Origin of the sequence: Photorhabdus sp. CRCIA-P01 (assembly GCF_003545805.1) — a bacterium.
Taxonomy (GTDB): domain Bacteria; phylum Pseudomonadota; class Gammaproteobacteria; order Enterobacterales; family Enterobacteriaceae; genus Photorhabdus; species Photorhabdus antumapuensis.
Genome location: NZ_NMQR01000027.1, coordinates 38,574 through 63,748, shown reverse-complemented (window position 1 = coordinate 63,748; position 25,175 = coordinate 38,574). Strand labels below are relative to the sequence as shown.

Here is a 25,175-nt window from a genome sequence, read left to right as displayed (position 1 = left end):
TTTGTAAAAGTGATAATAATACAGAATAATAATCATACTAAATTTTTAGTTTTGACTTGTATTTATCAATCAATTAGCTGATTGATAAATACATCAATATCGTTTGATTTTGTCATGGATGGAAAATTTCTCATGTTTCTATTGCGAATAGTGATATTTCGGTTTCTTCCATTTACCAAGAGTAATTTATTATTACGTTTCCTCTTTAGTAACTTGTTTGCAGACGATTTTTTATAAAGTCATTGGACCTGTTGATACAAGCTGAGTTTGATAGATGAAAGTTGACTGTTTATGACTGTTACTCGCTAAGCTGATTTTTCTTGATGTTATTGTTAGATGATATTTTTCATGCTTATCCGGTGTAAAAATGCGTTTCTATTGTCTTTTGGTTGACTGAGCAGCTCCTATTAGGGGATTTTCATGAGGGAGTAACAGATACTGCGCTGTCATTTATCAGCTTTGGGGTGATTTGGTTATTTTACCCTTATTTATATTGTGGATATATGAAGCAAAAGCCGTTTTGGGTGATTAAGTCGATATCGTCAGGTAAATGTTGAACTAATAGTTTTAACAATAAGTAAATTGTAATTATCTGTTTTCATAATTTTCACCTGATTAATTCTATCAAATTGTATAATATTTGGTCTAAATATGACGAATTTCCTGAATTGTTAAACAGTGGAAAATTTTAATTACATTTCTTTAGATAGTGTGATATTTCAATAAGTAGAAATATTTTCTTATTAATATGTAGAGTATGAGAAACACATTAATATAAATATTCATTGATTTAATAGTTAAATTTCTCTATTTAATTAATCATGTAAATGAATTCTGTAACTTGTTGATTTTATTTCTCTGAGCAAAAAAGAAAAGGCCAGCTCAAGGGAGATTGAGCCGGCCAAGGAGGTGGTTCCTAGTCTTACTGTAAAACTTTTTTAATTTTTTATTTTTCACCAACAATACTACGGTAAATAAAATAGTATTGATGTGATCTGTTTCTAAAAAAAGAAATATATCATCATGAAGAGGGGATATTGATGATTATTTGTCTGAGTCTCGGTTCGTTTGAGGATATTGAGAATTAATACCATTTAGGTTACGTATTAATAAGGCGAAATTAATATCAATTTGTTTAGGAATTGGCAAATAAACAATATACCCATCCCCAGGCGCAACTTCCACTAATTGGCTTTTTCTATCATGCATTGCTTCCAATGTAAACTGGATATTGCCTGATGGTGTCATTAATTCGAGACGGTCTCCGATCATGAATTTATTCTTAACAGTAACTTCAGCCAATCCGTTGACTCGCTCACCTGTAAATTCACCAACAAATTGTTGGGTATCGGATATCGAGTAACCGTATTCATAAGTCTGATAGGCATCATGGGTATGACGGCGCAAAAATCCTTCGGTATAGCCGCGATGAGCAAGTCCTTCCAGCGTGGTTAGCAGTGTTGGATCAAAAGGTTTCCCTGCAACGGCATCATCAATGGCTCGGCGGTAAACTTGTGCTGTGCGAGCGCAGTAATAGAAGGATTTTGTACGTCCTTCGATTTTCAGAGAGTGAACGCCCATTTTAGTTAATCGCTCAACATGCTCAACTGCACGTAAATCTTTGGAATTCATGATGTAAGTGCCATGTTCATCTTCGAAAGCCGACATATATTCACCAGGGCGTTTTGCTTCTTCGAACGTAAATATTTTATCTGTTGGTGTGCCTTTTCCCAATGTTGGCACGATATTTTTTGTCGGTATCGGTTCATGCATATGCACAATATTACCGATATCATCCTCTTTGCCTTCTTGGACATGATATTCCCAACGGCAGGCATTAGTGCAGGTTCCCTGATTGGGATCTCGTTTATTAATATAGCCGGATAATAGGCAACGGCCGGAATAGGCCATACACAATGCACCATGTACGAAAACTTCCAGTTCCATATCGGGAACCCGCTGGCGAATCTCGTTAATTTCATCCAGAGAAAGTTCACGGGAAAGAATGATCCGCGTCAGCCCCATTTGTTGCCAGAATTTTACTGTCGCCCAGTTAACCGCGTTAGCTTGAACGGAAAGATGAATTTCCATTTCAGGAAAAGCTTCACGAACCATCATAATCAGTCCGGGATCAGACATAATGAGGGCATCAGGTCCCATATCGATGACAGGCTTTAGATCACGGATAAAAGTTTTCAATTTGGCATTGTGAGGAGCAATATTGACCACAACGTAAAAGCGCTTACCAAGTTCATGAGCTTCTTTAATGCCGAGTGCCAGATTTTCGTGATTAAATTCATTATTGCGAACACGTAGGCTGTAACGTGGCTGGCCAGCGTATACGGCATCTGCGCCATAGGCAAAAGCATAACGCATATTTTTCAGCGAACCGGCAGGGGAAAGTAATTCTGGAGTAAACATGGTTAAAAAATTCTCGGTTTGAGTTGAGATGAGTTTTCACTATAAAAAGTAAGGATAAGGCCGGGGATTCTAACGCTTAATTTGTTGGGGATACAAATTTATTAGTACGAAATGTTTGGTTCTATTGCTCAACGAAGAACGTGATCGATGAAGAGCGCCTTATCAATTGACGATGACTTTCAACTGATAAGGTGCGGTTTATCATGAAAAAATATCATTCTGACTTTGTCAGATCTCGAACATCGACGCTAAAACCATGTTTAATCGCAGATTGAATGCCTTTTTTGGCTGCGATTTCATTATCGTAAGACTCACTGATGCCGATAACTTGATAGTTTCTCGCTTTCAGCACGAAATAAGACTTGCCAGATTTGTTTTCTCTGATTTCGAAGTTTTTTTCTGCCGGTGAATTTGCTTGGACAGAACGAATTCCTTTATTCGCTGCTGCCTTGGTGGTATACATTTCACTGGTAAGGATAACTTCACCGTTCGATGCTTTTAAATTGAAGTAATACTGCTTGTTTTTTGTTCTCTTAAGATCATAATGACCTACAGCCATAAGAAATTCCTCCAATTAAAGGTAAGTATTTTTAATATAGCTGAATTTCTGACCGGTGAAAGGTTGAAAGAAATTTAATTCAGTTAAAGTGTGACAGTTATAACAAACGGCATATATCCGCTTCCCATCGGTAACCAAGTCCATAAATAGAACGAATGAATGTTTTACTGTCATCCAATTGTTCCAGTTTACGGCGTAAATTTTTAATGTGGCTATCAATGGTACGGTCTGTCACGATTCGGTGATCGTCATATAGATTATTCAGTAAATTATCGCGGGAAAATACTTGCCCTGGGCGACTTGCCATCGTTTTTAATAACCGGAATTCAACCGGGGTCAAATCCAGTATTTTATTGCGGTAACGCGCTTGGAAACAGGCTTCGTCAATTTGTAGATCGCTTTGCTTGACAATATCTTGTGGTCGGTAACAGCGACGAAGAATTGTTTTAACTCGCGCGACAATTTCACGTGGGCTGTAAGGTTTACAAATATAATCATCTGCCCCGATTTCCAATCCAAGTAAACGGTCAATTTCTTCCGTTTTGGCGGTGACCATAATAATCGGTACGTCAGAGAAGCGGCGAATTTCCCGACAGATAGAGATGCCATCACAGCCTGGAAGCATCAAATCCAGCAAAATAATATCTGGATTGTGTTGCTGTACATGGGAAACAGCTTCATCACCTCGCAGTAGCCACTGGGTTTGGTAATCAGCCGCCTGTAAGTAATCCACCAGCAACTGTCCAAGCTTTGGCTCATCTTCAACAATCAAAACAGTATAATGTTCAAATTCTGTACTCATAACGTTTCGCCGTCAAGGGATTCAGTTAGCGGCAATTCTACGATAATTCTCAAGCCACCTAAAGGTGAGGGTTTGGCATGGATCGTACCGTTATGTGCTTCAACGATGTTATAGCAAATAGCTAACCCAAGTCCTGATCCACCACTGGCACGGTTTCGTGAGGATTCACTGCGGTAGAATCGTTCAAAAACCCGTTGGCATTGCTCTGGTGACAAGTCGGGTTTGCTGTCCTCCCAATTCAGAATGAAGTGGTTATCGTCAGAATAACCTTTAATGATCAATTTTCCATTATCAGCGGTATAGCGAAGACTATTTTCCAGTAAATTATGAAATAGCTGAGTCAATCTGCTTGGGTCAGCAAACACCATAATAATTTCAGGAAGTTTAACATCCATTTGGATTTGTTTATCAAGGAAACGTCCACGATAAGATGCGATAGCAACCTGAATTAACTCACTGATGTTGATAAATTCTTTCCGGTATGCCAGCGCCCCGCGATCGGATAGAGATAGCTGGTGTAGATCATCAACCAGTTTGGTCAATGTGGTAATTTCAGCCAATAACGAGTTGAGTATTTCTGGAGTTGGTTTGTGAACACCATCCTGTAACGCTTCCAATTCGCCACGCAATATAGAAAGGGGAGTGCGTAGTTCATGAGAAATATCTGCCATATAATCGCGACGCATCTGCTCGTTTTTTTCCAAGGTACTGGCGAGTTGGTTAAAATTGTGGGCAAGCTGACCAATTTCATCTTTACTTGATGGTATGACTCGGGCACTGAAATCACCGGCTGCCAATTTATGCGTTCCTTCAACCAAACGTTTAACGGGTTTTAACATACCGCGGGATAATAATAGCGTGGCTATAATTGCCAGCAAGGTGGATAAACCGGCAATTATCCAGCTTGTCAGTTGTTGTTGGCGATCAAAACTGATATCAGCTTGACGGGTAATTTTATCTGATGTACTGACAATGACCCAGCCAACGACTTGATGATGATAGATGATCGGTTTGCGATAAGTCTCTGCCGGGATTTTGCCTTCATGACCAACCAGTAGTTTCATATTACTGTCCACCACCCAAAATTGAGTTCGCCAACCGCGAGGCGGTGGACCCTGGCGGCTTTCACTGGTTTGTTCAATGGAGCGAATGATTTGAAAAATTGCCCGGTCATTCCTCTTTAAGAATTTCCAGCTGCCATATTGTTGATATTGCTCAGCCAGTGCTTCGGCTAACATGGCTGTACGTAACTGGATATTTTGTTTTATATAACCAATAAAACCATGCTGGAAGCTGCTTCTTACGCCCCAGTGCATGGTGATGAGTACTAGCATGCAAGTGGCGAAAATGGCCATAAACAGTTTACCACTGATGCCGAGTTTCATGATTGCTCCATAATTTGTCTGGTAGTACGCCGTTGTTGCCACTTTTCCCTTAATCGATCAAAACAGAGATAGACAACCGGTGTGGTATATAGCGTCAAAAGCTGGCTCATGACCAAACCACCCACAATGGTTATTCCTAAGGGTTGGCGTAATTCCGCACCGTCGCCACTACTCAACACCAGTGGCAGGGCACCAAACAAGGCGGCCAGTGTGGTCATCAGAATCGGACGGAAACGTAACAGGCTAGCTTGGAATATCGCATCACGGGCGCGGATATTACCGTTACGTTGAGCTTCAATGGCAAAATCCACCATAATAATGGCGTTCTTTTTCACGATACCAATCAATAACATGATGCCTATTAATGCTATCAGGCTGAATGGTGTGTCAAACAGTTCCAGTGCCAGCAGGGCACCAATACCGGCCGAAGGCAGAGTAGAAAGAATGGTCAGTGGATGAATATAACTTTCATACAATATCCCTAACACCAGATAGACGGTAATAATGGCGGCCAGAATCAAGAATAATTGTGATTTCTGGGTTTCCTGGAAAATCTGGGCGGTACCAGCAAAAGTGCCTCGAACCGTTGAGGGTACACCAAGTTCAGTCATGGTTCTTTCAATCGCATTGACAGCATCAGAGAGGGTATAGCCTTCCGGTACGTTGAAAGCAATGGTTGAAGCAGCAGAAAGCCCTTGATGATTGACGCTGAGCGGCGCGTTAGCCGGTTGCCAATGGGCAAAATAGGAGAGCGGAATGGTTTTTCCTTGATTGTTAATCACAAACATTTTTTCCAGTGCGCTGACATCCTGCGTATATTCTGGTGCAACTTCCATCACAACCTTGTACTGATTAAGTGGTTGATAAATGGTGGATATTTGTCGTTGACCAAAAGCATTATTCAGCAGGCTATTGGCTTCACTGACATTAATGCCCAGACGAGACATAGTATCGCGGTCATAGATTATTGCCATTTCAGCGCCTTTATCCTCTTTATCTGAATTCACGTCAGTCAGTTGCGGCAATTGCCCTAATGCCTTACGGATAACAGGCTCCCATTTGCGAAGATCATTCAGATCATCTGCCAGCAATGTGAATTGATAGCTGGCATTAGCCTGGCGACCGCCAGCCCTAATATCTTGTACCGGAATAAGAAATAGATTTGCTCCCGGTTCATTGGCAAGTTTAGTTCTCAGGCGTGAAATAACCTGTTCAGTGCTTTCTGAACGCTCTTTCAATGGTTTCAGGGAGATAAACATAAAGCCATTATTTACCCGCCCACCACCGGTAAAACCGATAACATTGTCTACCGTAGGATCTGCATTGATTGTCTGCATGAAATTTTTCATTTTTTCACGCATGGATTGGAAAGAGATACTTTGATCTGCCCGAACAAACCCTAGCAACCGCCCGGTATCTTGCTCTGGGAAGAAAGTTTTGGGGATATTGATATAGAGCCAAACATTTAGGGCAATGATGCCAGCCAAAATTAACAATACCCAACGGCTATGATTAAGAACCCACATCAGGGAGCGTCCGTAAACTTGCTGAATTTTCAGTAGAACTTTACCGAATCCTCGTATTTTCTTCTGTGTTTTGGGAAGCTGAGATTTTAGTAAATGAGCGCACATCATTGGCGTTAGCGTTAGAGAAACCAATAATGAGATGCCGATTGATGTGGTTAGGGTAATGGCGAATTCACGGAACAGCCGACCAACCAATCCATCCATGAGCAGCAGTGGGATAAAGACTGCTACCAGCGAAATACTCATCGAGAGGACCGTAAAACCCACTTCCCGGACACCTCGTAGTGCCGCTTGCATGGGTTTTATGCCAGCTTCAAGGTGGCGGGAAATATTCTCCAGTACCACAATCGCATCATCTACCACAAATCCTGTGGCAACCGTCAGCGCCATTAAGGAAAGATTGTTCAAACTGAAACCGCACAGATACATGGCGGTAAATGTGCCAATGAGTGAAACAGGTACGGCAATGGCAGGGATCAATGTTGCGCGACCAGAACGCAAGAACAGGAATACCACCAGAATGACCAGACCGATAGCAATCACCAATGCTCGTTCTACTTCTACTAATGAAGCACGAATAGTTGGTGTGCGGTCTTGAGCAACTTTAAGTTGAATACTGGCAGGAATAGATTCACGTAATGCAGGTAATTGTTCACGGATACGGTTTACTGTGGCGATAATATTCGCGCCTGCTTCACGGCGAATGATCAGCAAAATAGCTGGTTTACCGCCAGACATTCCGGCTGCTCTGACATTCTGAACAGAATCTTTTACATTTGCGACATCCTGTAATCGCACTGGTGAATTGTTGTTGTAGTGAACGATGATCGGGCGATAGCTTTCGGCTGTTTTTAACTCATCATTCGTTTGAATTTGCCAGTGTTGCTGATCGGAATCCACATATCCTTGTGGACGGCGAACATTGGCATTGCTGATCGCTTTACGTACCGCATCGAGCGAAACTCCCTGATGAAACAGAGCTCCGGGATTCAATTCAACTCTGATTGCGGGTAATGAACTTCCGCCAACAGAGACTTCACTGACGCCTTCAACTTGGGCAATTTTCTGAGCCAGTTGAGTAGACGCAAAATCATAAAGCTGCCCCTGATTATAGGTATCAGAAGTCAATGTAAGGATCATTATCGGGGCGTCAGACGGGTTGACTTTGTAATAATGCGGTTTGCTCGGCATACCGGAAGGTAGCAGACTCTGAGCGGCATTCAATGCTGCCTGTACATCCCGTGCGGCACTGTTAATATCACGATTGAGATCAAATTCAAGCGTGATATCGGTATTGCCAAGGGAGCTGCTGGATGTCATTTCATTAACTCCGGCAATTCGGCCTAAGGCATGCTCCAGTGGGGTCGCGACAGATGAGGCCATTGTCTCCGGTGAAGCGCCCGGTAATGAGGCGTAAACGGAGATCACCGGAAAATCCACTTGTGGTAAAGGAGCAACTGGCAACAAGGTAAATCCCAATACCCCGCATAGGGTTATGGCTAAACTCAATAGCGTGGTGGCAACAGGGCGTTGGATAAATAAGGCAAAAAATTTCACCGTGGCTCCTGATGATCAATAACTGAGAGCTGGCGATGGCGGCGATAGTGGGCCAGACGGTCAAACAGTAAATAGATCACTGGGGTAGTAAACAACGTCAGGATCTGGCTCATAATCAATCCACCGACCATACAGATACCCAGAGGCCGACGTAATTCAGCGCCTACACCGGTGCTGAGCATCAAGGGGAGTGCTCCAAGTAATGCTGCCATCGTGGTCATCAGGATCGGGCGGAAACGCAATAAACATGCTTGATAAATGGCTTCGTAAGGCGATAATCCCTGTTCACGTTCTGCCGCCAGCGCGAAATCGATCATCATGATGGCATTTTTTTTCACAATACCTATCAACAAGATAATACCAATGATTGCAATGACATCCAGTTCGTGACCCGCCATCATTAGCGCCAGTAGTGCACCCACTCCCGCTGTCGGCAATGTGGAGAGGATTGTCACTGGATGAATGAAGCTTTCATACAGTATGCCTAGTACGATATACATAGCGATAATGGCAGCCGCGATTAACCACAATGTGTTGCCCAGTGCGCTTTCAAATGCCAGCGTTGCTCCCTGAAATTGAGTGGTGATGTCTTTGGGCATTTTGATCAATTGTGCTGCATCACTAACAGCATTGACCGCCTGTTCGAGAGAAGCATCCTCGGCAACGTTGAAAGAAAATGTGGCTGAGGGAAATTGAGCCAGATGATTGATTGCCAGTGGGCCAAATCTTTGTTCAATAGTTGCAATAGTTCTGAGAGGTACGATATTGCCGTCAGTGCCATTGAGGCGGATGTTATCAAATGCTGCCAGCCCTGGAGTCGATGTCACATCATGTTCCAGGATGATCCGATACTGATTAGCCTGGGTATAAATGGTTGAAATTAGCCGCTGGCCGAATGCGTTGTAGAGTGCATTATCTATAGCGGCCATTGAGATACCCAATCGGCTGGCAGTGTCTCGGTCTACTTTAACGTAGGCGATCAGCCCCTGATCTTGCCAATCACTGCTGATATCAACTAGTTCTGCTCTCTGTTTTAGTTCAGTCAACAATTTTGGCACCCAGATACTCAATTCATCCAGAGAGGTTGCCTGCAAAGTGAATTGGTATTGGGTACGAGTAACTTGAGTGTCAATCGTCAAATCCTGCATCGGTTGCAGATAGAGCTTTATGCCGGGTATAGCGGCAACTTTTTCCTGCAAACGCGGAATAATGTCAACAATTCTGTCATCACGCTGATTGAGTGGTTTAAGCGTGATTTGCAGTCGCCCGTTATTCAATGTTGGGTTACTGCCATCAATGCCCACAAAGGTGGTGATATTTTCTACTGCCGGGTCTTGTAGTAATAAGGATGAAACTTGCTGTTGTTTATCCACCATTGCAGCAAAGGAAATGGATTGTGGCGCTTCTAGTGTTCCCTGAATCAGCCCATTATCCTGCGATGGAAAAAATCCTTTTGGAATCATCAGATAGAGCAAAGCAGTTAGCGCCAATGTGCTTAGGGCGATGCTAAAGGTGATCCACGGGTGGTTCAGTGCTCTTTTCAGCCATGTGGCATAACCGGCAATCATTTGTTCAAGAAAGCGTTCACTAGCTTGTTCAAAACGGTTGTGTTTTATCTGTGCTTCCGGTTTCAGTATGCGAGCGCACATCATGGGGGTTAATGTCAGTGAGACAATGGCTGAAATCAGGATTGCCACGGCCAGGGTGATTGCAAACTCACGAAACAGGCGACCAACGATATCGCCCATGAAAAGCAGCGGGATCAGCACCGCAATCAAAGAGAAAGTCAGGGAGATAATGGTAAAACCGATTTCACCTGCGCCCTTCAATGCTGCTGTCATCGGTTTCTCGCCTTGTTCTATATAACGGGAGATATTTTCAATGACCACAATGGCATCGTCCACGACAAAACCGGTGGCAATGGTGAGCGCCATTAGCGTCAGATTATTGACGGAGAAACCGCAGAAATACATCACCGCGAATGTACCGATCAAGGAAAGAGGAACGGCGATACTGGGGATAAGTGTGGCGATACCGTTACGTAAAAACAGGTAAATCACCATAACAACCAGTGCTATTGCCAGTAATAGCTCAAACTGAACATCTCTCACTGAGGCACGAACGGTTGTCGTGCGGTCAGTCAGGATTTTCATATCGACAAACTTTGGCAAGCTGCTGATAAGTTCCGGCAACATCCGACGAATATTATCTGTAGTTTCAATCACATTGGCACCGGGCTGGCGCTGAATATTAATCACAATCGCTTGCTTGGTATTTGACCATGCACCTAGTTTGGTATTTTCAGCGCCTTGTTCAATGGTTGCGACATCTTGTAACCGTACTGGTGAGCCATTTTTATAGGCAATGATCAAGTTGCGGTAATCATTTACTGACTTCATTTGATCGTTGGCTGAAAGCGTGACAGAGCGAGTCGGACCATCAAGGCTACCTTTGGCGGAATTAACGTTAGCATTGTTGATAGCGGTGCGGATGGTTTCGCTATCCAATCCCTGTGCAGCGACCGCTTGGGCGTTTAACTTCACTCTGACGGCTGGTCGCTGGCCGCCGGCGAGTGTCACCAATCCTACACCGTTGACTTGTGAAATTTTCTGTGCAATACGAGTTTCCACCATATCTTGAATCTGTGTCATTGGCATTGCATCTGAGGTGACTGCCAGCATTAGAATAGGCGGATCAGCGGGGTTAACTTTGCTGTAAATGGGAGGGTAAGGCAGGTCATTTGGCAGTAAATTACTGGCTGCATTGATAGCCGCCAGCACTTCCTGCTCGGCGACATCTAACGGTAAAGTTAGCTGGAATTGTAATGTGATCACGGAAGCCCCGCCGGAACTTTGAGATGCCATCTGTTTAAGGCCAGACATCTGTCCGAGTTGGCGCTCCAGTGGTGCGGTGACTGCCGAAGTCATCACATCGGGGCTTGCACCGGGGTAGAGTGTGACAACCTGAATGGTGGGATAGTCCACTTCCGGTAATGCAGACACGGGTAGCATGCGATAGCCGATAATACCTGCCAGCAAGATTGCCGCCATAAACAGCGTGGTGGCAACAGGTCGCAAAATGAACAGGCGTGATGGCCCGCCTCCTGGGATCGGGGAGTTCACCTGCATCAGGAATTCTCCGTTTTATCATGTTTTTGTGGCTGAGGCTTATTTGCCATCGGTGTGACAATATCCACCTTAGCGCCATCTGTCAGGCGATCAATACCATCAGTAACCACTTTATCACCTGCGGCTAAGCCGGTACTGATAACAACGCGTTTTGTATCCTGCAATTTGACTGTGACCAGATGTTTGCTGACTTTATTCTCTTTACCTAACATCCAGACAAAATTCCCTTCATTACCCATTTGCAGGGCAGCATTTGGGATCACCACTGCGTTTTCCAGTGTATCGACTTTAATACGGACATTAACAAACTGATTTGGGAATAAGATGCTATTTTGATTGGAAAAACGCGCTTTCAGCTTAATTGTGCCGGTAGTAGCATCAATTTGATTATCAAGGCTTAACAGTTTTCCTTCGGCAAGTTGTTGCTGGTTATTGCGATCCCAGGCACTAACAACGACGTCGTGATTCGTTTTCTGAGCTTGTAAAACAGCATTAATATCGTTTTCAGGGAGTGAAAATAGCACATCTACCGGATCGGTTTGGGTAATAACCACAATAGGAGAGCTGTTACCACTGGAAATAAAATTTCCTACATCGATCTGTTTCAAGCCCACTTTACCGGAAATGGGAGCCGTAATATGGCTGTAAGTGAGTTGAAGTTTTGCACTATCAATTGCTGCTTGATCAACTTTCAGACTGGCTTCGTGTTGGCGGACAAGTGCACGTTGATTATCCATTTCTTGTTGGGAAATTAGGTGAGTGTTTGCCAATTTCTGGTAGCGATTGAGATCCTGACGGGCATTCGCCAATATTGCTTCATCTTTAGCCAGTTGGCCTTTGGCTTGTGCGAGTTGAACCTGAAAAGGGCGTGGATCAATTTCCGCCAGTAAATCCCCTTGTTTAATTTGTTGACCTTCCTGAAAGTGCAAAGCGATAAGCTGACCTTCAACCCGGCTGGTTACCGTGGCGGTATTGGCGGCCTGAATGGTGCCAAGCCCGGCCAGAAAGCGAGGGACTGCCTGCTCTTTTACCGTGGCAACCTGAACCGGGGGTAAATGGGAATGTTTTAAACCAGAGGATTGATCAGATGGGCTAGATTGTTGAGGGGTTTTAAGTTGGTACCAGAAAAATATAGCGGCAGCAATGACAACAACGGCCAGTACTACACGAAAAACTACACGGAAAAGGAGGGTACGGTGTTTATTATTTTGATTCATTTCTTCGACATTCTCTCAAACGCAAGGCCAAGGTGTTGCTTGATTATGTCCGACTGAAATATCGGTTTAATCACATGCTATTAGTTTAGACAGTGAGGATAGGCTAAAAAATGGAGAAAATGTGGAAAATATGTCAAGGAAGCGCTTTTTAAGGTAAATTATGGCGTTTTTTGTCAATTTTTTCGAGACGGCTCCAGAAATTATGCAAATGATGCTATCTCTGTTACCTTCATTTTCTTTACGGTTGTTGGGTTATATCGCCTAATTTTTGAGAGAATTTAGGTTGGTTATAAAATGCAGGAGAAATATTATCAATATAAATATATTGTTCCACTCATATTTAAATATGGCTTAAAAGAGATAAGTTTAATAAATGATTTTAATTATCTATCTTAGTTGGCTATTTTTTCCGAATATTTTGTTCATATGCCATTTAGAACGTATTCATTCAAATTATCTATTGACGATGTATTGTGAAGTAGATCACATATTGGTTATCTATCTCTGTGCACATTGTTTCTTGATTCTGGAAAAAGGTCATATGACTTTTTTTTGGCGGAACTTATAGCCTAATGTAAGGAACATGATAAAGGGAAATAGGCTATGAGACATTTCATTATTGATACAGATACGGCTTCCGATGATGCAGTTGCATTACTGATGGCGCTCCGTGAACCCTCGGTTTTTATTGAAGGTATTACTATTGTTGCCGGTAATTGTGCTGTTGCTCAGTGCAGGAAAAATGCGTTAGTCAGTATTGAAAAAGCAGGAACATATATTCCTCCGGTATATGAAGGGATGAGTAAACCATTATTTAGAGATCACTATGCTTCATATCATATTCATGGAAAAGATGGTATGGGTAATATGAATTTACCAGAGTCTTCGCTAATAGCAGAAGATAAACATGCAGTAGATGCAATTATTGATATCGTGAAAAGATTTCCTGGTGAGATAGAAATAATCACTTTGGGGCCGTTGACAAATATCGCAATGGCTATCTTAAAAGAGCCAGATTTATATAAATTTATTAAAGTGATTTATATTATGGGTGGTTCTGGATTGAATCCAGGTAATATTACGCCATTAGCTGAATTCAATATCTATTCTGATGCTGAATCGGCACATATCGTATTGAATTCTGGATTGCCTCTTATCTTTTGTGGGTGGGAGTTAGGTATGGAACAGGCTTTTATTGATGAATTCGATATGGATAAATTAAATTCTTTAGGTGATCTTGGCCAATTTGCAGTGAGCTGTAATAGAACATTGATTGAATTCAATGAGGGAAGAACGAATAGAAAGGGATTTGATCTGCCCGATCCTATAACAATGGCTATTGCTTTATATCCGAATGAGATGATAGAGGATAAATTAGAGGTGTATGGTTATGTTGAATATCAAAGCTCACGTTCATATGGGCATTTAGTTATTGATTCAACCGATCTTCTCAATCATCCCTATAATATGACTGTGGTAACTGAAATCAAGGGTAAGGTATTTAAGAATAAACTATTGACATTATTATCGTAATTTTAGTTATATAGGAGGATAAAAGATGAATTTTAATCCTGATTTACTGAGAAAGGTAGAGTTACATACACATCTTGATTGTGGGTTGAGTTATCATTTCGTTAAAAAATTTATTCCTGATATTACCCAGAAGTCATTTTGTGAAAAATATATTGCCCCTGAAAAATGCCATGATTTAGGTGATTTTTTAAATAAAATTACTCCTTCATTGGATTTATTACAAAAAAGGGATGTAATAGCTGATGCTGTAGAAGATCTTTTCATACAATTAAAAAGCGATAATGTAATTTATGCTGAAATTAGATTTGCACCTTTACTTCATCTTTGCTTAGGATTAAGTGATCGCGATATTGTAGAAATTGCTTTGGAGTCAATGGAAAATTATTCAGTCAAATATGGCATAGCAGCAGGTTTAATATTATGTACATTGCGGCATTTTTCAGAAGATCAAAGTTTGAGAACCGCATATCTTGTCAATGAATATTCTAATTACGGTGTTGTTGCTCTCGATCTTGCTGCCGATGAGGCAAGATATCCACTTAATGCACATTTGAATGCGTTTAGAATGGTGTTGGAAAATGGTGGAAATGTTATTGCGCATGCAGGAGAAGCGAAAGGGGCTGAAAGTGTACGCGAGACTATCAATAAATTAAATATTTCTCGTATAGGTCATGGTGTCAGAAGTATTGAAGATCGAGATGTTATTGATCTTCTTATAGAAAGAAATATACATTTAGAAATTTGCCCGACATGTAATATTGTTTGCGATATTTATGATATCTATGAAAACCATCCAGTTAATTTTTTAAAAGAGATTGGTGTAAATATTGGGATTAATACAGATACCCGGACAGTTGCAAACATTACCTTATGTGAAGAATATTTGAGGATTAATCGATATTTTGGTTGGCAATATAGTGATTTTATTGAAACAAATTTAAATGCATTATATGCTTCCTTTTGTGGTAATGAATTGAAAAGACGATTGGAAAAGGAAATAATGAGATTGCCATGGTGAAAAATTAAATTCTATTTATCCTTGTGTATAGTGGAGAAAAATTTATTAAATATATTATTTGTTATCAATAAATACTTTGGTGGGGAAATTAACGGAGAATAAATGGAAAAATCTAAAATGTTTAAATATATACCCTATGGATTTCAAGCTGCATCGCGACGGCAAGGGCGCGAATCTCCGGGAGCATAGATAACTATGTGACCGGGGTGAGTGAGTGCAGCCAACAAAGAGGCAACTTGAAAGATAACGGGTATACTTAGTTATGGAGTGATTTAAGAGATGGTAAATGAAATATGTATCGGGATAAAGAGAATAAATTGAAAGATTATGTTGATAAATATCATCTTGATAGCATTCTCCCAGCAGCATTTATGCCAAAGTTAGATGTGGTTGAAGTTAAGAAAAATGCCTATCTTACACATCAGTCATCAATTTTTACTCATCTCTATATTTTAGTTGAGGGTAAACTAAAGGTTGAGTTTTATAATATTAATGGAAAATTCTGTGTTTTTGCCTTTGCTATTCCTCTTTTTCTTATAGGAGATTTAGAATTCTTTCATTCCCAAGGCGATAACATAATTAATACTGTCTTTGCTCAGGAGCGATCAGTACTGCTATCAATTCCGCTAGAGACGGTAAGAATATTTGGATTAACAGATCCTGGATTTCTTCAATTTGTTTGTAAACAACTCAGTAATAAGCTTTTTGAGTCTTCTTTGTTTCGAACGGGAGTATTTCTAACTGTTGAGGATAAGTTAAAGCGATTTCTTTACTATCATTCGAAAAGAAATGGAACTGTGTTGGTATTAGAGAAAAGGGAAGATTTAGCATCTGTTTTAGGTGTTTCAGTCAGGCAATTAAATAGAGCTATTAAGAGTTTGAATGAAAAAGGAATAATTGTATCAAAGAATAAGAGAGTTGAAATTATTGGTTATGATTTCTTAAAAAAGGATATTGAGTTTCAATTTGACGTTAAGTGATGAAAATAAAAAATCCTATTTTTATCGCTAAATAGCTGCATTGTTAACAGAATATACCCTATGGATTTCAAGATGCATCGCGACGGCAAGGGAGCGAATCCCCGGGAGCATAGATAACTATGTGACCGGGGTGAGCGAGTGCAGCCAACAAAGAGGCAACTTGAAAGATGACGGGTATAATGGTTAAATTACGATATGAAATTAAAGTAACCAGATTCTGAGAAATCTTTGCCAGATTCTTTGAAGCGTTCTTTCGGTAGTGGATAACCAAAAGAGAGATATTTTTCAGCGAAATACAATGAACTTTGATTGGTTAACCCGATAGAATTAAGGCTGTCAACCGTGTTTCTTGGTAGATTGCATTTAATATCTTTAACGTAATCAATAATAGTATTTTTTACACCACTACCATCTGGCATTCTTATTTTTGGTCTGTCAATAATATATTCGGGTATTTTTCCTCTGAATGCTTCGCGTAAAATATGTTTTTCTATCCCATTATTGAGTTTATAAGAGAAATCCAGGCTTAAAACATAAGGCACTAGTGCTGAATCCATAAAGGGAACTCTTGCTTCAACAGTATTTCTCATACTTGCCCGATCAACTCTTTGTAAATCAGTCCTATGAAGATTATTTAATCGATATAGGGAGAGATGATGGGGATCGGGATAGGTCTTAAATAAATCGTAGCCAGCAAAAATTTCATCACTACCTTCTCCACATAAAGCAATTTTAAAGCCAAGGCGGTTAGCAATATAATAGCCAAAGTGAGCAATAGTTGAATCAATCGCATCAATTTGTTCGAAAAATTCACCATAATAGATAGCGTCTTGGATATTATTGATTAATTCTTCCTGAGTAAATGTATATATAATATGTTTTATCTTATTCTCAGAACAATATCTTTGGGCAATTTCAATGTCTTTTGAGCCGGGTAATCCAAATGAAATCGCTGTAATATCGTGGTGATATTTTTTTGCAAGATAGAGCACGATGGTACTGTCTATGCCGCCGCTAAACATAATTGATACAGGTAGGTCTGTGTCAACTCGCTTTCTGACGGCATTATCTAACAGTGAATAGACTTTTTCTTTTGCCTGTTCGAAGTTATCGCTGCTTGCTGGGATAGTTGTGCCGTAGCTAATATATTTCTCACTGGTAAATCCGTCGAAAATTGAACCGGGTTCAACAGGTTTAATTTCTGAGTTAAACTCGATCAATGATTTTATTTCTGATGCCACATACCAGTTATCCTCTTTTTGGGTGTAATAGAGAGGTTTTATACCGACGTGATCTCTGCCTAATAAGAATTTATTATTCTTATTATCAAATAGAATAAAACTAAACATTCCATCTAGTTTTTTAATAAATGATTTGCCATAACAAATATATGAAATTAGGATAACTTCTGCATCGCCACCATTTTTAAATTGATAACCTTGTTTAATTAATTCATTTCGAAGAGACTTGTAATTATAAATTTGACCATTCAGAACAAGATGAAGATCATGTTCCTGATTCGATATGGGTTGATAGGCTGAATCGCGTTCGACAATAGCAAGTCTGTTGGTTGCGATTGAAAAGTTATTTCTGACAATCTTCTCATTAAACCGAGATGGATCGCCTCGATGTGCTATTTTTGACATTATAGTCTGTAGCTTATTCTCAATATCATCAATAAGCCTATTTTCTGTATTAAAAACACCACCAATTCCACACATAGTGAATTCCTTTGGTTAAGAGTTATCAATGATATTTAAATGTCTTCTGGTATAGGGCCAGAATATTTTAATTCGTTCACATTGGCGCCTAATGTGGATATTTCGGCGAAATATTCTGGGTAGGTCTGACCAACATGATATGGATCACTAATAATGAGGGGCTCATCACAATGTAAACCTATGGTTGTGAGCGCCATGATTAATCCATGATCGTAATGACCATCAACAATAACACCGCCTTTATATCCATGGGGATTGCCATAAATAATTAATTGGTCTAGCTTCTCTTCTGATCTAATCCCTATTTTGTCTAATTCCCGTCGAAAATCAGAAATTCTGTCTGATTCTTTATAGCGGATATGTTCAATGTTATAGAAAACGCTTTTACCGTCGGCAAACGCAGCTAATGCAGCAAGTGCAGGTACAGCATCTGGTGCCAGTGAACCATCGAAATCTTGCGCTTTTAGGGTTCCGCCAGATCGAATATTGAGACAATTATCCTTGATGAAGCTGATTTTCGTTCCACTGTTAATTAAATAATTTACCACTGCGCCATTACCTAATTCTTCCTCAAAGAAACCGTTTAGGGTGACATCAGCATTCAGTGAGGCACAAAGTGCAAGAATCGCCGCTGTGCTGGCTGGATCAGCGCCAACGCTAAATTCTGATGGGATAAATCGACTCTTTCCTGTCGTAAAGAAATTGCGAAATTTATCGTCATATTCAATATTAATGCCGGCTTTGCGCAAATTATTAATTGTCGTGTGAACCATTGATGGTGCGGTAATGGTATCGATGACTTTTATTTGCAGATCTCGTTCACTAATGGCACCTAAGTAAAGTAGTCCACTCAGGAATTGAGAACTCTTTCTGCATGAAATTTCGGTGTAACTACTGATGTTTCTATCCGATTTCATGCTTATCGGTAAAAGTGAATCAGGCCCAACCGCAGTGCACTGAATATTGAGTAATTTTAGTGCATTGACCATTTCTGATTGTGATCGTGTACCCAGGGAGTGACTGTATTCTGTAATAAATTCAGTATCTGGTAAATAACCGGATACTCCCATTAATAGCCGTAATACAACGCCAGAATTACCTGGGTTAAAGATGATTTTTTTATCAACTTTTCTGATATCCATGCCTTCTACGATTGTCCCTGTAATATCACTATTAAATGATGCCCCTAAGCGGGAACAGTTTAATTTCATTGCTGTTGTATTGTTCCCTGATGCCATGTTATTTATTTTACTTGTACCTTCCGTTAATGATGCAGTCAGAATGGCGCGGGTTGAAGAACTTTTGGAGGCAGGTAAAGTTATTGAGCCATTTAATGATTTGGTTTTGTTTATTTCGATAAATGGCGGATGATTATTACCATAATACTTCATATTTTTGTCTCGCTTTTATACTGTTAGCTAACTTATTTTAGCTCCGAGAGAACTTAAGGATGGGATAAATCCAGGAAAACCATCATCTAATTTATGTATATGATTAACCGTTGTTCGTTCTCTTGCCCCTAGTGATGCAATAATATTGGATGCGCAAATTCGATGATCATAGTAGCTGAATATTTCAACGCCTCCATTTAATGGTCCGTTACCGTTAATCCTTATTTTGTTGAAAGCCCCGGTATCATTAAAAATTAAATAACTTTTTCCTCCCATCATGCGTATATTTTCGTTGATAATAAATGCTCGTTGACATTTATGATTGTTTATAGCATTAAGACCGGAAAATGTGATATCTCGATTACCATTAATCGCTGCCGCGATAATGTTAGTGGCAGCGGAAGGAAGTTCATTTAAATGGATTTCATCTGTAATGGCGTTATGCTCCTCCTCCAGGCTGATATTAAGTTCATTCTTAATTGGGTTATAGTTTAAATTCATGCCAAATTTTTTATATATGTCAAATAATACTCTTTCGTTAATTGTATTACCCAAATAATAACTTCTGATGGTGACTTTGCTTGGTCGATTAATACTTAATATTGACGAAGCAATGTAGCTTAGTGATGTGAAATCAGAAGGGATGTTAATCGTAATATCCCTTGATTGATATTCAGTTGAAATAAATGTGCTGCCTATTCGAGTGATTTTACTCCCCAGCAACGCCATCATGTTAATTGTCATATCGACATATCCATTCTTAGTTTCGCCGTTGTTGTTAATGATAATACTTTTCCCTTTAATAAATGGCGAAACAAGAAGAGAGAATGATAGGAATTGAGTACTCTTATTGAAGTTTAATGATGACTGTGAAGGATATATTCTCCTGGAAATAATAACGATATTTTCTTCTCGCTTTTCTGCAAATACATTCAGGTATGAAAAAAATGATTCATCATACAGACTTTCTCTGTTAAACAGTGAGTCATTGCATTTTATATAAACTTCCTTTTCTGTTAGTGATGCTAAAGCGACACTGATTCTGAATAACATGCCAGAACCGTTAGCATTAATGATCCCATTACAATGATATATTGGACGTGCCCCTTTCAAGATGATGTGATTTTCACTTTTGTCCAGAATTTTCAGACCAAACTGTTGTAAAGCAATAAGGAGATCTTCGGTTTCGGTACACCACGATATATTATTTACGGTTGTTATTTCTTCATTCAACAGTGCTAATAGTAGCGCTCTTTGGATATGAGGCTTAGATGATGGTATGACTATTTCCCCATTAAGAGTGGAACCGGGGAGCACGCTAACTTTATTCATGCCAAGCCTCCAGGTAGAGATCAATTACCATTGGTATTATTCTTTAATTTAACTATTTGCTGTCGATAGCAATAGTTGTAATTTCAACGTAATGTTCTGGCTTCACCATTGATTTAACGGCAATAGTCGTATTGACTGGGCGTATATCGCCAAATTTTTCATTAAATGCTCGACAATAATCATCAAAATGTTGGAAATCTGTTAAATGTGTTACTGTGCTGACAACATCAGTCAGTTCTGCATCAAGCTCTTTTAAATATTTCTCAATTTTTTCTATGATAAATAGAGTTTGCTCGTAAGCATTTTTCCCCATGACATTTCCATCACCATCCGAAGCGACACATCCTGCAATAAAGATCTGATTACCAACTCTTTTTCCTCTTGAGTATCCCATTTTATTTTCCCATGGAGAGGGGCTGAATACTGTTTTTCTAATTTCATGAGATGACATAAATACTCCTATAAATGAAAATATATAAGAAGAAGATTTGGAAACAATAAATTAATTTAAACAATTTATTCTGTTAACTAAAAATATCCGTAAATCAATGCAGTATTAATAAAAGTATATAAAGTCTGATATGTCAAATGAAATTTATTATTAAAATGGAATAATTGGTTATTTTTTTATTTTAAAAATGAATAAATATTTTATCTTGGTGGTAAATTTATTTTTTATTAAAAGAATTCTTTTATTATTTAATCGGTTATGTATTAAAGAGCTGAGTCTGGTTGTATTCTGACGGTTTTTTTATTTGAAAGTCATCTTAATTGGAACTATACATGATGATTAGGTTGTCTTAATTTTAATGAATTTTTTTATTATTAAATAAAATTAGATTATTTCAGGAATGAAGAAAGCGTCATAAATTAATAAATATCAACTAACGATGGGGTGGATATGAGTGTTTTTATTTTTATTGAAGCAAGACCGGTTGAATGCTCGGCAATTGATTATATTAGAGATTTAGGGTTTTCTCCTGTGTTATTTACTTCAATGGAATCAATGAATAAAGGATTATATGATGATTTAAGAAAGGAATTATTTGATAATATTTATTATGTCGATACGAGAAATAGTACAGATATCATTAATTTAATTAAAGATAACCGTATTCCTGTTGCTGCGATCTTAGGCTGCTATGATGATTTTATGATTGTGGCGTCTGAAGTAGCACGAGAATTTGGTTTACCTCACTCGGATATAAATGGTTTGAGGAGCGCATTCAGTAAGAAAAATGTCAGGGATATCCTGGCACAACATGGTTATGAGCAACCTACTTACGAGGTTTTTTCTTATAATAATATTCCAGAAAATCCTAAAGTTCCTTTTCCATTTGTTATTAAGCCACTTCGTGATGCGGGGGCTTATGGGGTATCACTTTGTAAATCTTTAGATGATTATTACCATGTGATTTCAGAAATTTCATCTAATGGCACAATGTCAATGCTCGGTAAAGTTAATGAGGAGTTTTTGATAGAAGAGTTCCTGCAAGGAAATTTTTATGGAGCGGAATTAGTTTATAGTCATGATGAATGGCATTTAATGGGTATCAATAGAATTTTTGTTTCTCCTGATGATAGCTTGTGTATGATAGGTTTATCTCATCCTGCGGAGCTATCCGAATTTGAGTTTACAATGGCTTGTAAGCTTGTTAAAGAGTGGGTCGCTGTTTTGGGATTACGAGGTGGCGCAATAAATGTAGAGTTTATTTATACCTCTCGTGGGCCTGTATTAGTTGAAATCAATTTGCGCATAGCGGGTGCCAGAGCCGCTCAACAGATCTTCATGACCTCTGGGATTAATATGGTCAAATACTTGGTCGATTTTGTTTGTGGTATCGAAAGTTCTATATCACCAGCGTCGGAAATAGTTTATCCATTTGTCGCTGATGCATTTGTTTTTTATCGTGGTGAGGGGATTGTCGATGATATTAGAATAGATGCTGATATTCCTTATTTTATCTCCGCGGGGTTTAAAAAGACGCCTTTTTCTATTTCATCGAAAAGTAAAAGTTCATCGAAAAATAAAAGTTCATCGAAAAGTAAAAATTTTGGTTCTATTGTCGGTTATGTTCTGGCTTATGGTAATAGCTGTGAGCAAGCGATGGAAAATGCGACACGTATTGCTAACAGCGTTCAGTTAAAAACAAATTAATAAGAGATCATCATGATGGCTATTCTGATGGGGTTGATTTCAGCATTGTGTTGGGGAAGTACTGATTTTTTGGCAGGGCAAGTCGCAAGAAAAGTCGGCGTTGCTAAATCTTTGTTCTACAGTCAGCTATTTGGTTTTTTTGTTTTATCGTTGTTGCTGTTTTTTTATTTTGAGATGTCGTTTGTTAATGCAAGTTTCTTTCAATTGACCCTATGTGTTGTTGCTTCGGTTTGCAATTTAATGGCAATGGTGTTTTTGCTTAAAGCATTATCGATCGGCAAGGCTTCCATTGTCGTGCCGATTGTTTCGCTTTATGGTGCCGTTACCACGATTTTGTCACTAATAAATGGGAAACCAATGACCGCTTTGGTTCTGTTTAGTCTATTTATTTGTGTTGTTGGTGCCTGTCTAACCAGTATACCGAAATCAAAAGACGGACAACGAGAATCATCCGGTTCAATTTTCTTTGCACTTTTGTCTTCACTGATGTTTGGTTTAGGCTTCTGGTTGCAAGGGGAATTTGCTGTTAGAGATCTGGGTGTTATCAATGCATTATGGATTTACTATTTAACCGCTGTGGTTGTTTTGTTCTTTACACTGTTAAAAAAAGGGAACTTATCATTACCGCCGATTTCAATTATCGCTCTGGTTTTTTCAATTAGTTTCTTTAGTTTGATCGGGTTTGCTTCATTAGCTTACGGTTCTGCAACGGGACAGGTTGCCGTTGTTACCGTTCTGAGTTCATTGGCAAGTGGGGTCACTGCTTTATTGGGCTTTTTTATTCGCGGAGAACGGTTGAGCCAAATTCAGTGGATTGGTATTGTGATAATCATAGCGGGTGTCATTCTTTTGAAATTATGACATTTATAATAGCTTGTTTCCCCGAAGAATTCGGGGAAACAGTGATGCAATTATATTGATTCCTCGGCTATTTCTAATTGCCAACCCGTAACGTTATGCCAGTAACCTTGCTCTTTTTCCAGATCAAGCTGCATCAGGGTGTTTTCTGATAAATAATTATAAGGCAGATAGAGCGCCCAATAACTATCATCAGTAATCAGTCTGAGTGATTCAGGGATGGTTGTGGATTGGCGTTGATTATTGAGTAAAGTTGCCAGACGTAGAATTTGAATTAATGGCAGATACTGTTTTTTCTTGAATAAATTGAATCTTGGCAAATCATCCAGTTTTATTGTCTTACGATGACAGCGAACCAGGGTTGCCAGCAGTAATTGTTGTTCCTGATTAAAGCCTGGTAAGTTGGTGTTTTGCAGAATATAGGCAGAGTGTCGCTGTAATCCGCTTAAATTAATACTTAATCCAACTTCATGTAACATGGCCGCCCAGTGTAAAATCGCTTCGAGTTGAGGTTGCACTAATTTAGGGTTCTGGATTGCCCACTGTTGGTAAAGTGTTTCAGTCGTATTCAGGACACGTTTTGCCTGTTCTCTGTCGATATTATAGTGTTCAGCCAGGCTTCTTGCGGTTCTCTGGCGGATATCTTGATGACGGAAACGGCCTTCCATTTCATATAAAACGCCTTCACGTAGCGCACCATCTGAGAGTTGTAATGCTTTTATATGCAGGGTATCGAATATGCCACATAAGATAGCCAGACCGGGGATAAAAAAGTGTTTACGATCATCTGATAATCCGGGTAGGTCGAGGGTTTTTAATTTCTTGAATTTGAGTATTTCTTTGACCAACATCTCCAGCCGTTCAGGGGTGATTAATCCGTCCTTTTCTCCCATTGCAACCAGTACTTCATACACTGCTTTAATGGTCCCGGATGCGCCAAGCGCTGAATTCCAGCCAGTGATGCGGTACTGCCATGAGAGATTTTCCAGTTTTTGTGCAGCTTCAAGCCGCGCTCGGCGGAATCTTTCTGCGTTAATTTCGTCATCGGGAAAGAATTGATTAGCGAAACTAATGCATCCCATGCGTCGGCTTTCCACCAATAATGGCTCAAAATTTTCACCAATCACCAGTTCAGTGGAGCCTCCGCCAATATCAATCACCAGTTTACGGTCTTTTTCTGGTTGCGTATGTTCTACCCCCATATAGATCAGGCGGGCTTCTTCATGGCCGGAAATAATTTCAATCGGGTAGGGGATAACGTCTTTAGCGCGTTTGATGAACTCTTCGGCATTACTGGCTTCACGTAAGCTGTGAGTGCCCACCAGACAAACGTTATCAGCAGGAAAGCCTTGTAACCGTTCAGCAAATAAAGCTAGACAGGCAAGACCGCGTGTTATTGCTTCTTCGCTTAATTGATTGTTGTTATCAAGACCGTTGGCAAGATGGACCCGTTGTTTTAAGCGACCTAAAATCTGAAATGCGTCGTTAACAATTCGTGCGATAATCATATGAAAACTGTTTGAACCTAGATCAATAGCCGCGATTTCTATTGGTCTGGGCGTTGGCTTGTCATGTGTTAGCGGCATAAA

At 39.8% G+C, this 25,175-nt stretch carries 17 protein-coding genes; 5 read left to right on the top strand and 12 right to left on the bottom strand.

Annotation, left to right across the window (positions count from 1 at the left end):
- Positions 1 to 1,044: 1,044 nt before the first annotated feature.
- The 7 genes from trhP to D3222_RS15860 form a co-directional block, all read right to left on the bottom strand.
- Positions 1,045 to 2,421, bottom strand: a complete 1,377-nt coding sequence (gene trhP / locus D3222_RS15890) for a prephenate-dependent tRNA uridine(34) hydroxylase TrhP (protein WP_118987024.1) — start codon at positions 2,419 to 2,421, stop codon at positions 1,045 to 1,047.
- Positions 2,422 to 2,635: 214 nt separating this feature from the next.
- Positions 2,636 to 2,980, bottom strand: coding sequence for a YegP family protein (locus D3222_RS15885; RefSeq protein ID WP_118987023.1), 345 nt, complete (start codon positions 2,978 to 2,980; stop codon positions 2,636 to 2,638).
- Between the two features lie 97 nt (positions 2,981 to 3,077).
- Positions 3,078 to 3,782 (bottom strand): two-component system response regulator BaeR, encoded by a 705-nt coding sequence (gene baeR, locus D3222_RS15880; protein ID WP_118987022.1) that lies wholly within the window; start codon positions 3,780 to 3,782, stop codon positions 3,078 to 3,080.
- On the bottom strand, positions 3,779 to 5,167 hold the full coding sequence (gene baeS / locus D3222_RS15875; protein ID WP_118987021.1) for a two-component system sensor histidine kinase BaeS: 1,389 nt from the start codon (positions 5,165 to 5,167) through the stop codon (positions 3,779 to 3,781). Before baeS ends, baeR begins: the two co-directional genes overlap by 4 nt.
- Complete coding sequence (gene mdtC, locus D3222_RS15870) at positions 5,164 to 8,250, bottom strand: multidrug efflux RND transporter permease subunit MdtC (RefSeq protein ID WP_118987020.1); 3,087 nt, start codon at positions 8,248 to 8,250, stop codon at positions 5,164 to 5,166. The genes baeS and mdtC overlap by 4 nt, the downstream gene beginning before the upstream one ends.
- On the bottom strand, positions 8,247 to 11,378 hold the full coding sequence (locus D3222_RS15865; RefSeq protein ID WP_118987019.1) for an MdtB/MuxB family multidrug efflux RND transporter permease subunit: 3,132 nt from the start codon (positions 11,376 to 11,378) through the stop codon (positions 8,247 to 8,249). The genes mdtC and D3222_RS15865 overlap by 4 nt, the downstream gene beginning before the upstream one ends.
- Positions 11,378 to 12,595 (bottom strand): MdtA/MuxA family multidrug efflux RND transporter periplasmic adaptor subunit, encoded by a 1,218-nt coding sequence (locus D3222_RS15860; RefSeq protein WP_118987018.1) that lies wholly within the window; start codon positions 12,593 to 12,595, stop codon positions 11,378 to 11,380. Before D3222_RS15860 ends, D3222_RS15865 begins: the two co-directional genes overlap by 1 nt.
- 603 nt (positions 12,596 to 13,198) lie before the next feature.
- On the opposite strand from D3222_RS15860, the gene D3222_RS15855 reads away from it, so the two are divergent.
- The 3 genes from D3222_RS15855 to D3222_RS15845 all read left to right on the top strand — a co-directional run bounded on the left by D3222_RS15855 (position 13,199) and on the right by D3222_RS15845 (position 16,126).
- Positions 13,199 to 14,128, top strand: coding sequence for a nucleoside hydrolase (locus tag D3222_RS15855; RefSeq protein WP_118987017.1), 930 nt, complete (start codon positions 13,199 to 13,201; stop codon positions 14,126 to 14,128).
- 25 nt (positions 14,129 to 14,153) lie between these two features.
- On the top strand, positions 14,154 to 15,146 hold the full coding sequence (gene add / locus D3222_RS15850; RefSeq protein WP_118987016.1) for an adenosine deaminase: 993 nt from the start codon (positions 14,154 to 14,156) through the stop codon (positions 15,144 to 15,146).
- A gap of 317 nt (positions 15,147 to 15,463) precedes the next feature.
- Positions 15,464 to 16,126 carry a Crp/Fnr family transcriptional regulator gene (locus D3222_RS15845; protein ID WP_118987031.1) on the top strand — a complete coding sequence of 221 codons (663 nt, stop codon included), beginning with the start codon at positions 15,464 to 15,466 and terminating at the stop codon, positions 16,124 to 16,126.
- A 188-nt stretch (positions 16,127 to 16,314) separates the two neighbouring features.
- On the opposite strand, the gene asnB is transcribed toward D3222_RS15845, so the two are convergent.
- Genes asnB through D3222_RS15820 form a run of 4 tightly spaced genes read right to left on the bottom strand, consistent with a single transcriptional unit; the run spans position 16,315 to position 21,021 of the window.
- Positions 16,315 to 17,847 (bottom strand): asparagine synthase (glutamine-hydrolyzing), encoded by a 1,533-nt coding sequence (gene asnB / locus D3222_RS15835; RefSeq protein WP_118987014.1) that lies wholly within the window; start codon positions 17,845 to 17,847, stop codon positions 16,315 to 16,317.
- Between the two features lie 35 nt (positions 17,848 to 17,882).
- Positions 17,883 to 19,238 (bottom strand): 3-phosphoshikimate 1-carboxyvinyltransferase, encoded by a 1,356-nt coding sequence (gene aroA / locus D3222_RS15830; protein WP_118987013.1) that lies wholly within the window; start codon positions 19,236 to 19,238, stop codon positions 17,883 to 17,885.
- Positions 19,239 to 19,265: 27 nt separating this feature from the next.
- The gene (locus D3222_RS15825) at positions 19,266 to 20,570 is read right to left on the bottom strand and encodes a 3-phosphoshikimate 1-carboxyvinyltransferase (protein WP_118987012.1); all 1,305 of its coding nucleotides are present in this window, start codon (positions 20,568 to 20,570) and stop codon (positions 19,266 to 19,268) included.
- 52 nt (positions 20,571 to 20,622) lie between these two features.
- Positions 20,623 to 21,021 carry a RidA family protein gene (locus tag D3222_RS15820; RefSeq protein WP_118987011.1) on the bottom strand — a complete coding sequence of 133 codons (399 nt, stop codon included), beginning with the start codon at positions 21,019 to 21,021 and terminating at the stop codon, positions 20,623 to 20,625.
- Between the two features lie 450 nt (positions 21,022 to 21,471).
- Between D3222_RS15820 and D3222_RS15815 the strand changes: the two genes are divergently transcribed.
- Together D3222_RS15815 and D3222_RS15810 are read left to right on the top strand one after the other, a co-directional pair.
- Positions 21,472 to 22,728, top strand: coding sequence for an ATP-grasp domain-containing protein (locus D3222_RS15815; protein WP_118987010.1), 1,257 nt, complete (start codon positions 21,472 to 21,474; stop codon positions 22,726 to 22,728).
- A gap of 12 nt (positions 22,729 to 22,740) precedes the next feature.
- The gene (locus D3222_RS15810; RefSeq protein ID WP_232832544.1) at positions 22,741 to 23,589 is read left to right on the top strand and encodes a DMT family transporter; all 849 of its coding nucleotides are present in this window, start codon (positions 22,741 to 22,743) and stop codon (positions 23,587 to 23,589) included.
- 50 nt (positions 23,590 to 23,639) lie between these two features.
- Here the strand turns inward: D3222_RS15810 and ppx are convergent, their stop codons facing one another.
- The gene (ppx, locus tag D3222_RS15805; protein ID WP_118987009.1) at positions 23,640 to 25,172 is read right to left on the bottom strand and encodes an exopolyphosphatase; all 1,533 of its coding nucleotides are present in this window, start codon (positions 25,170 to 25,172) and stop codon (positions 23,640 to 23,642) included.
- Positions 25,173 to 25,175 lie beyond the last annotated feature (3 nt).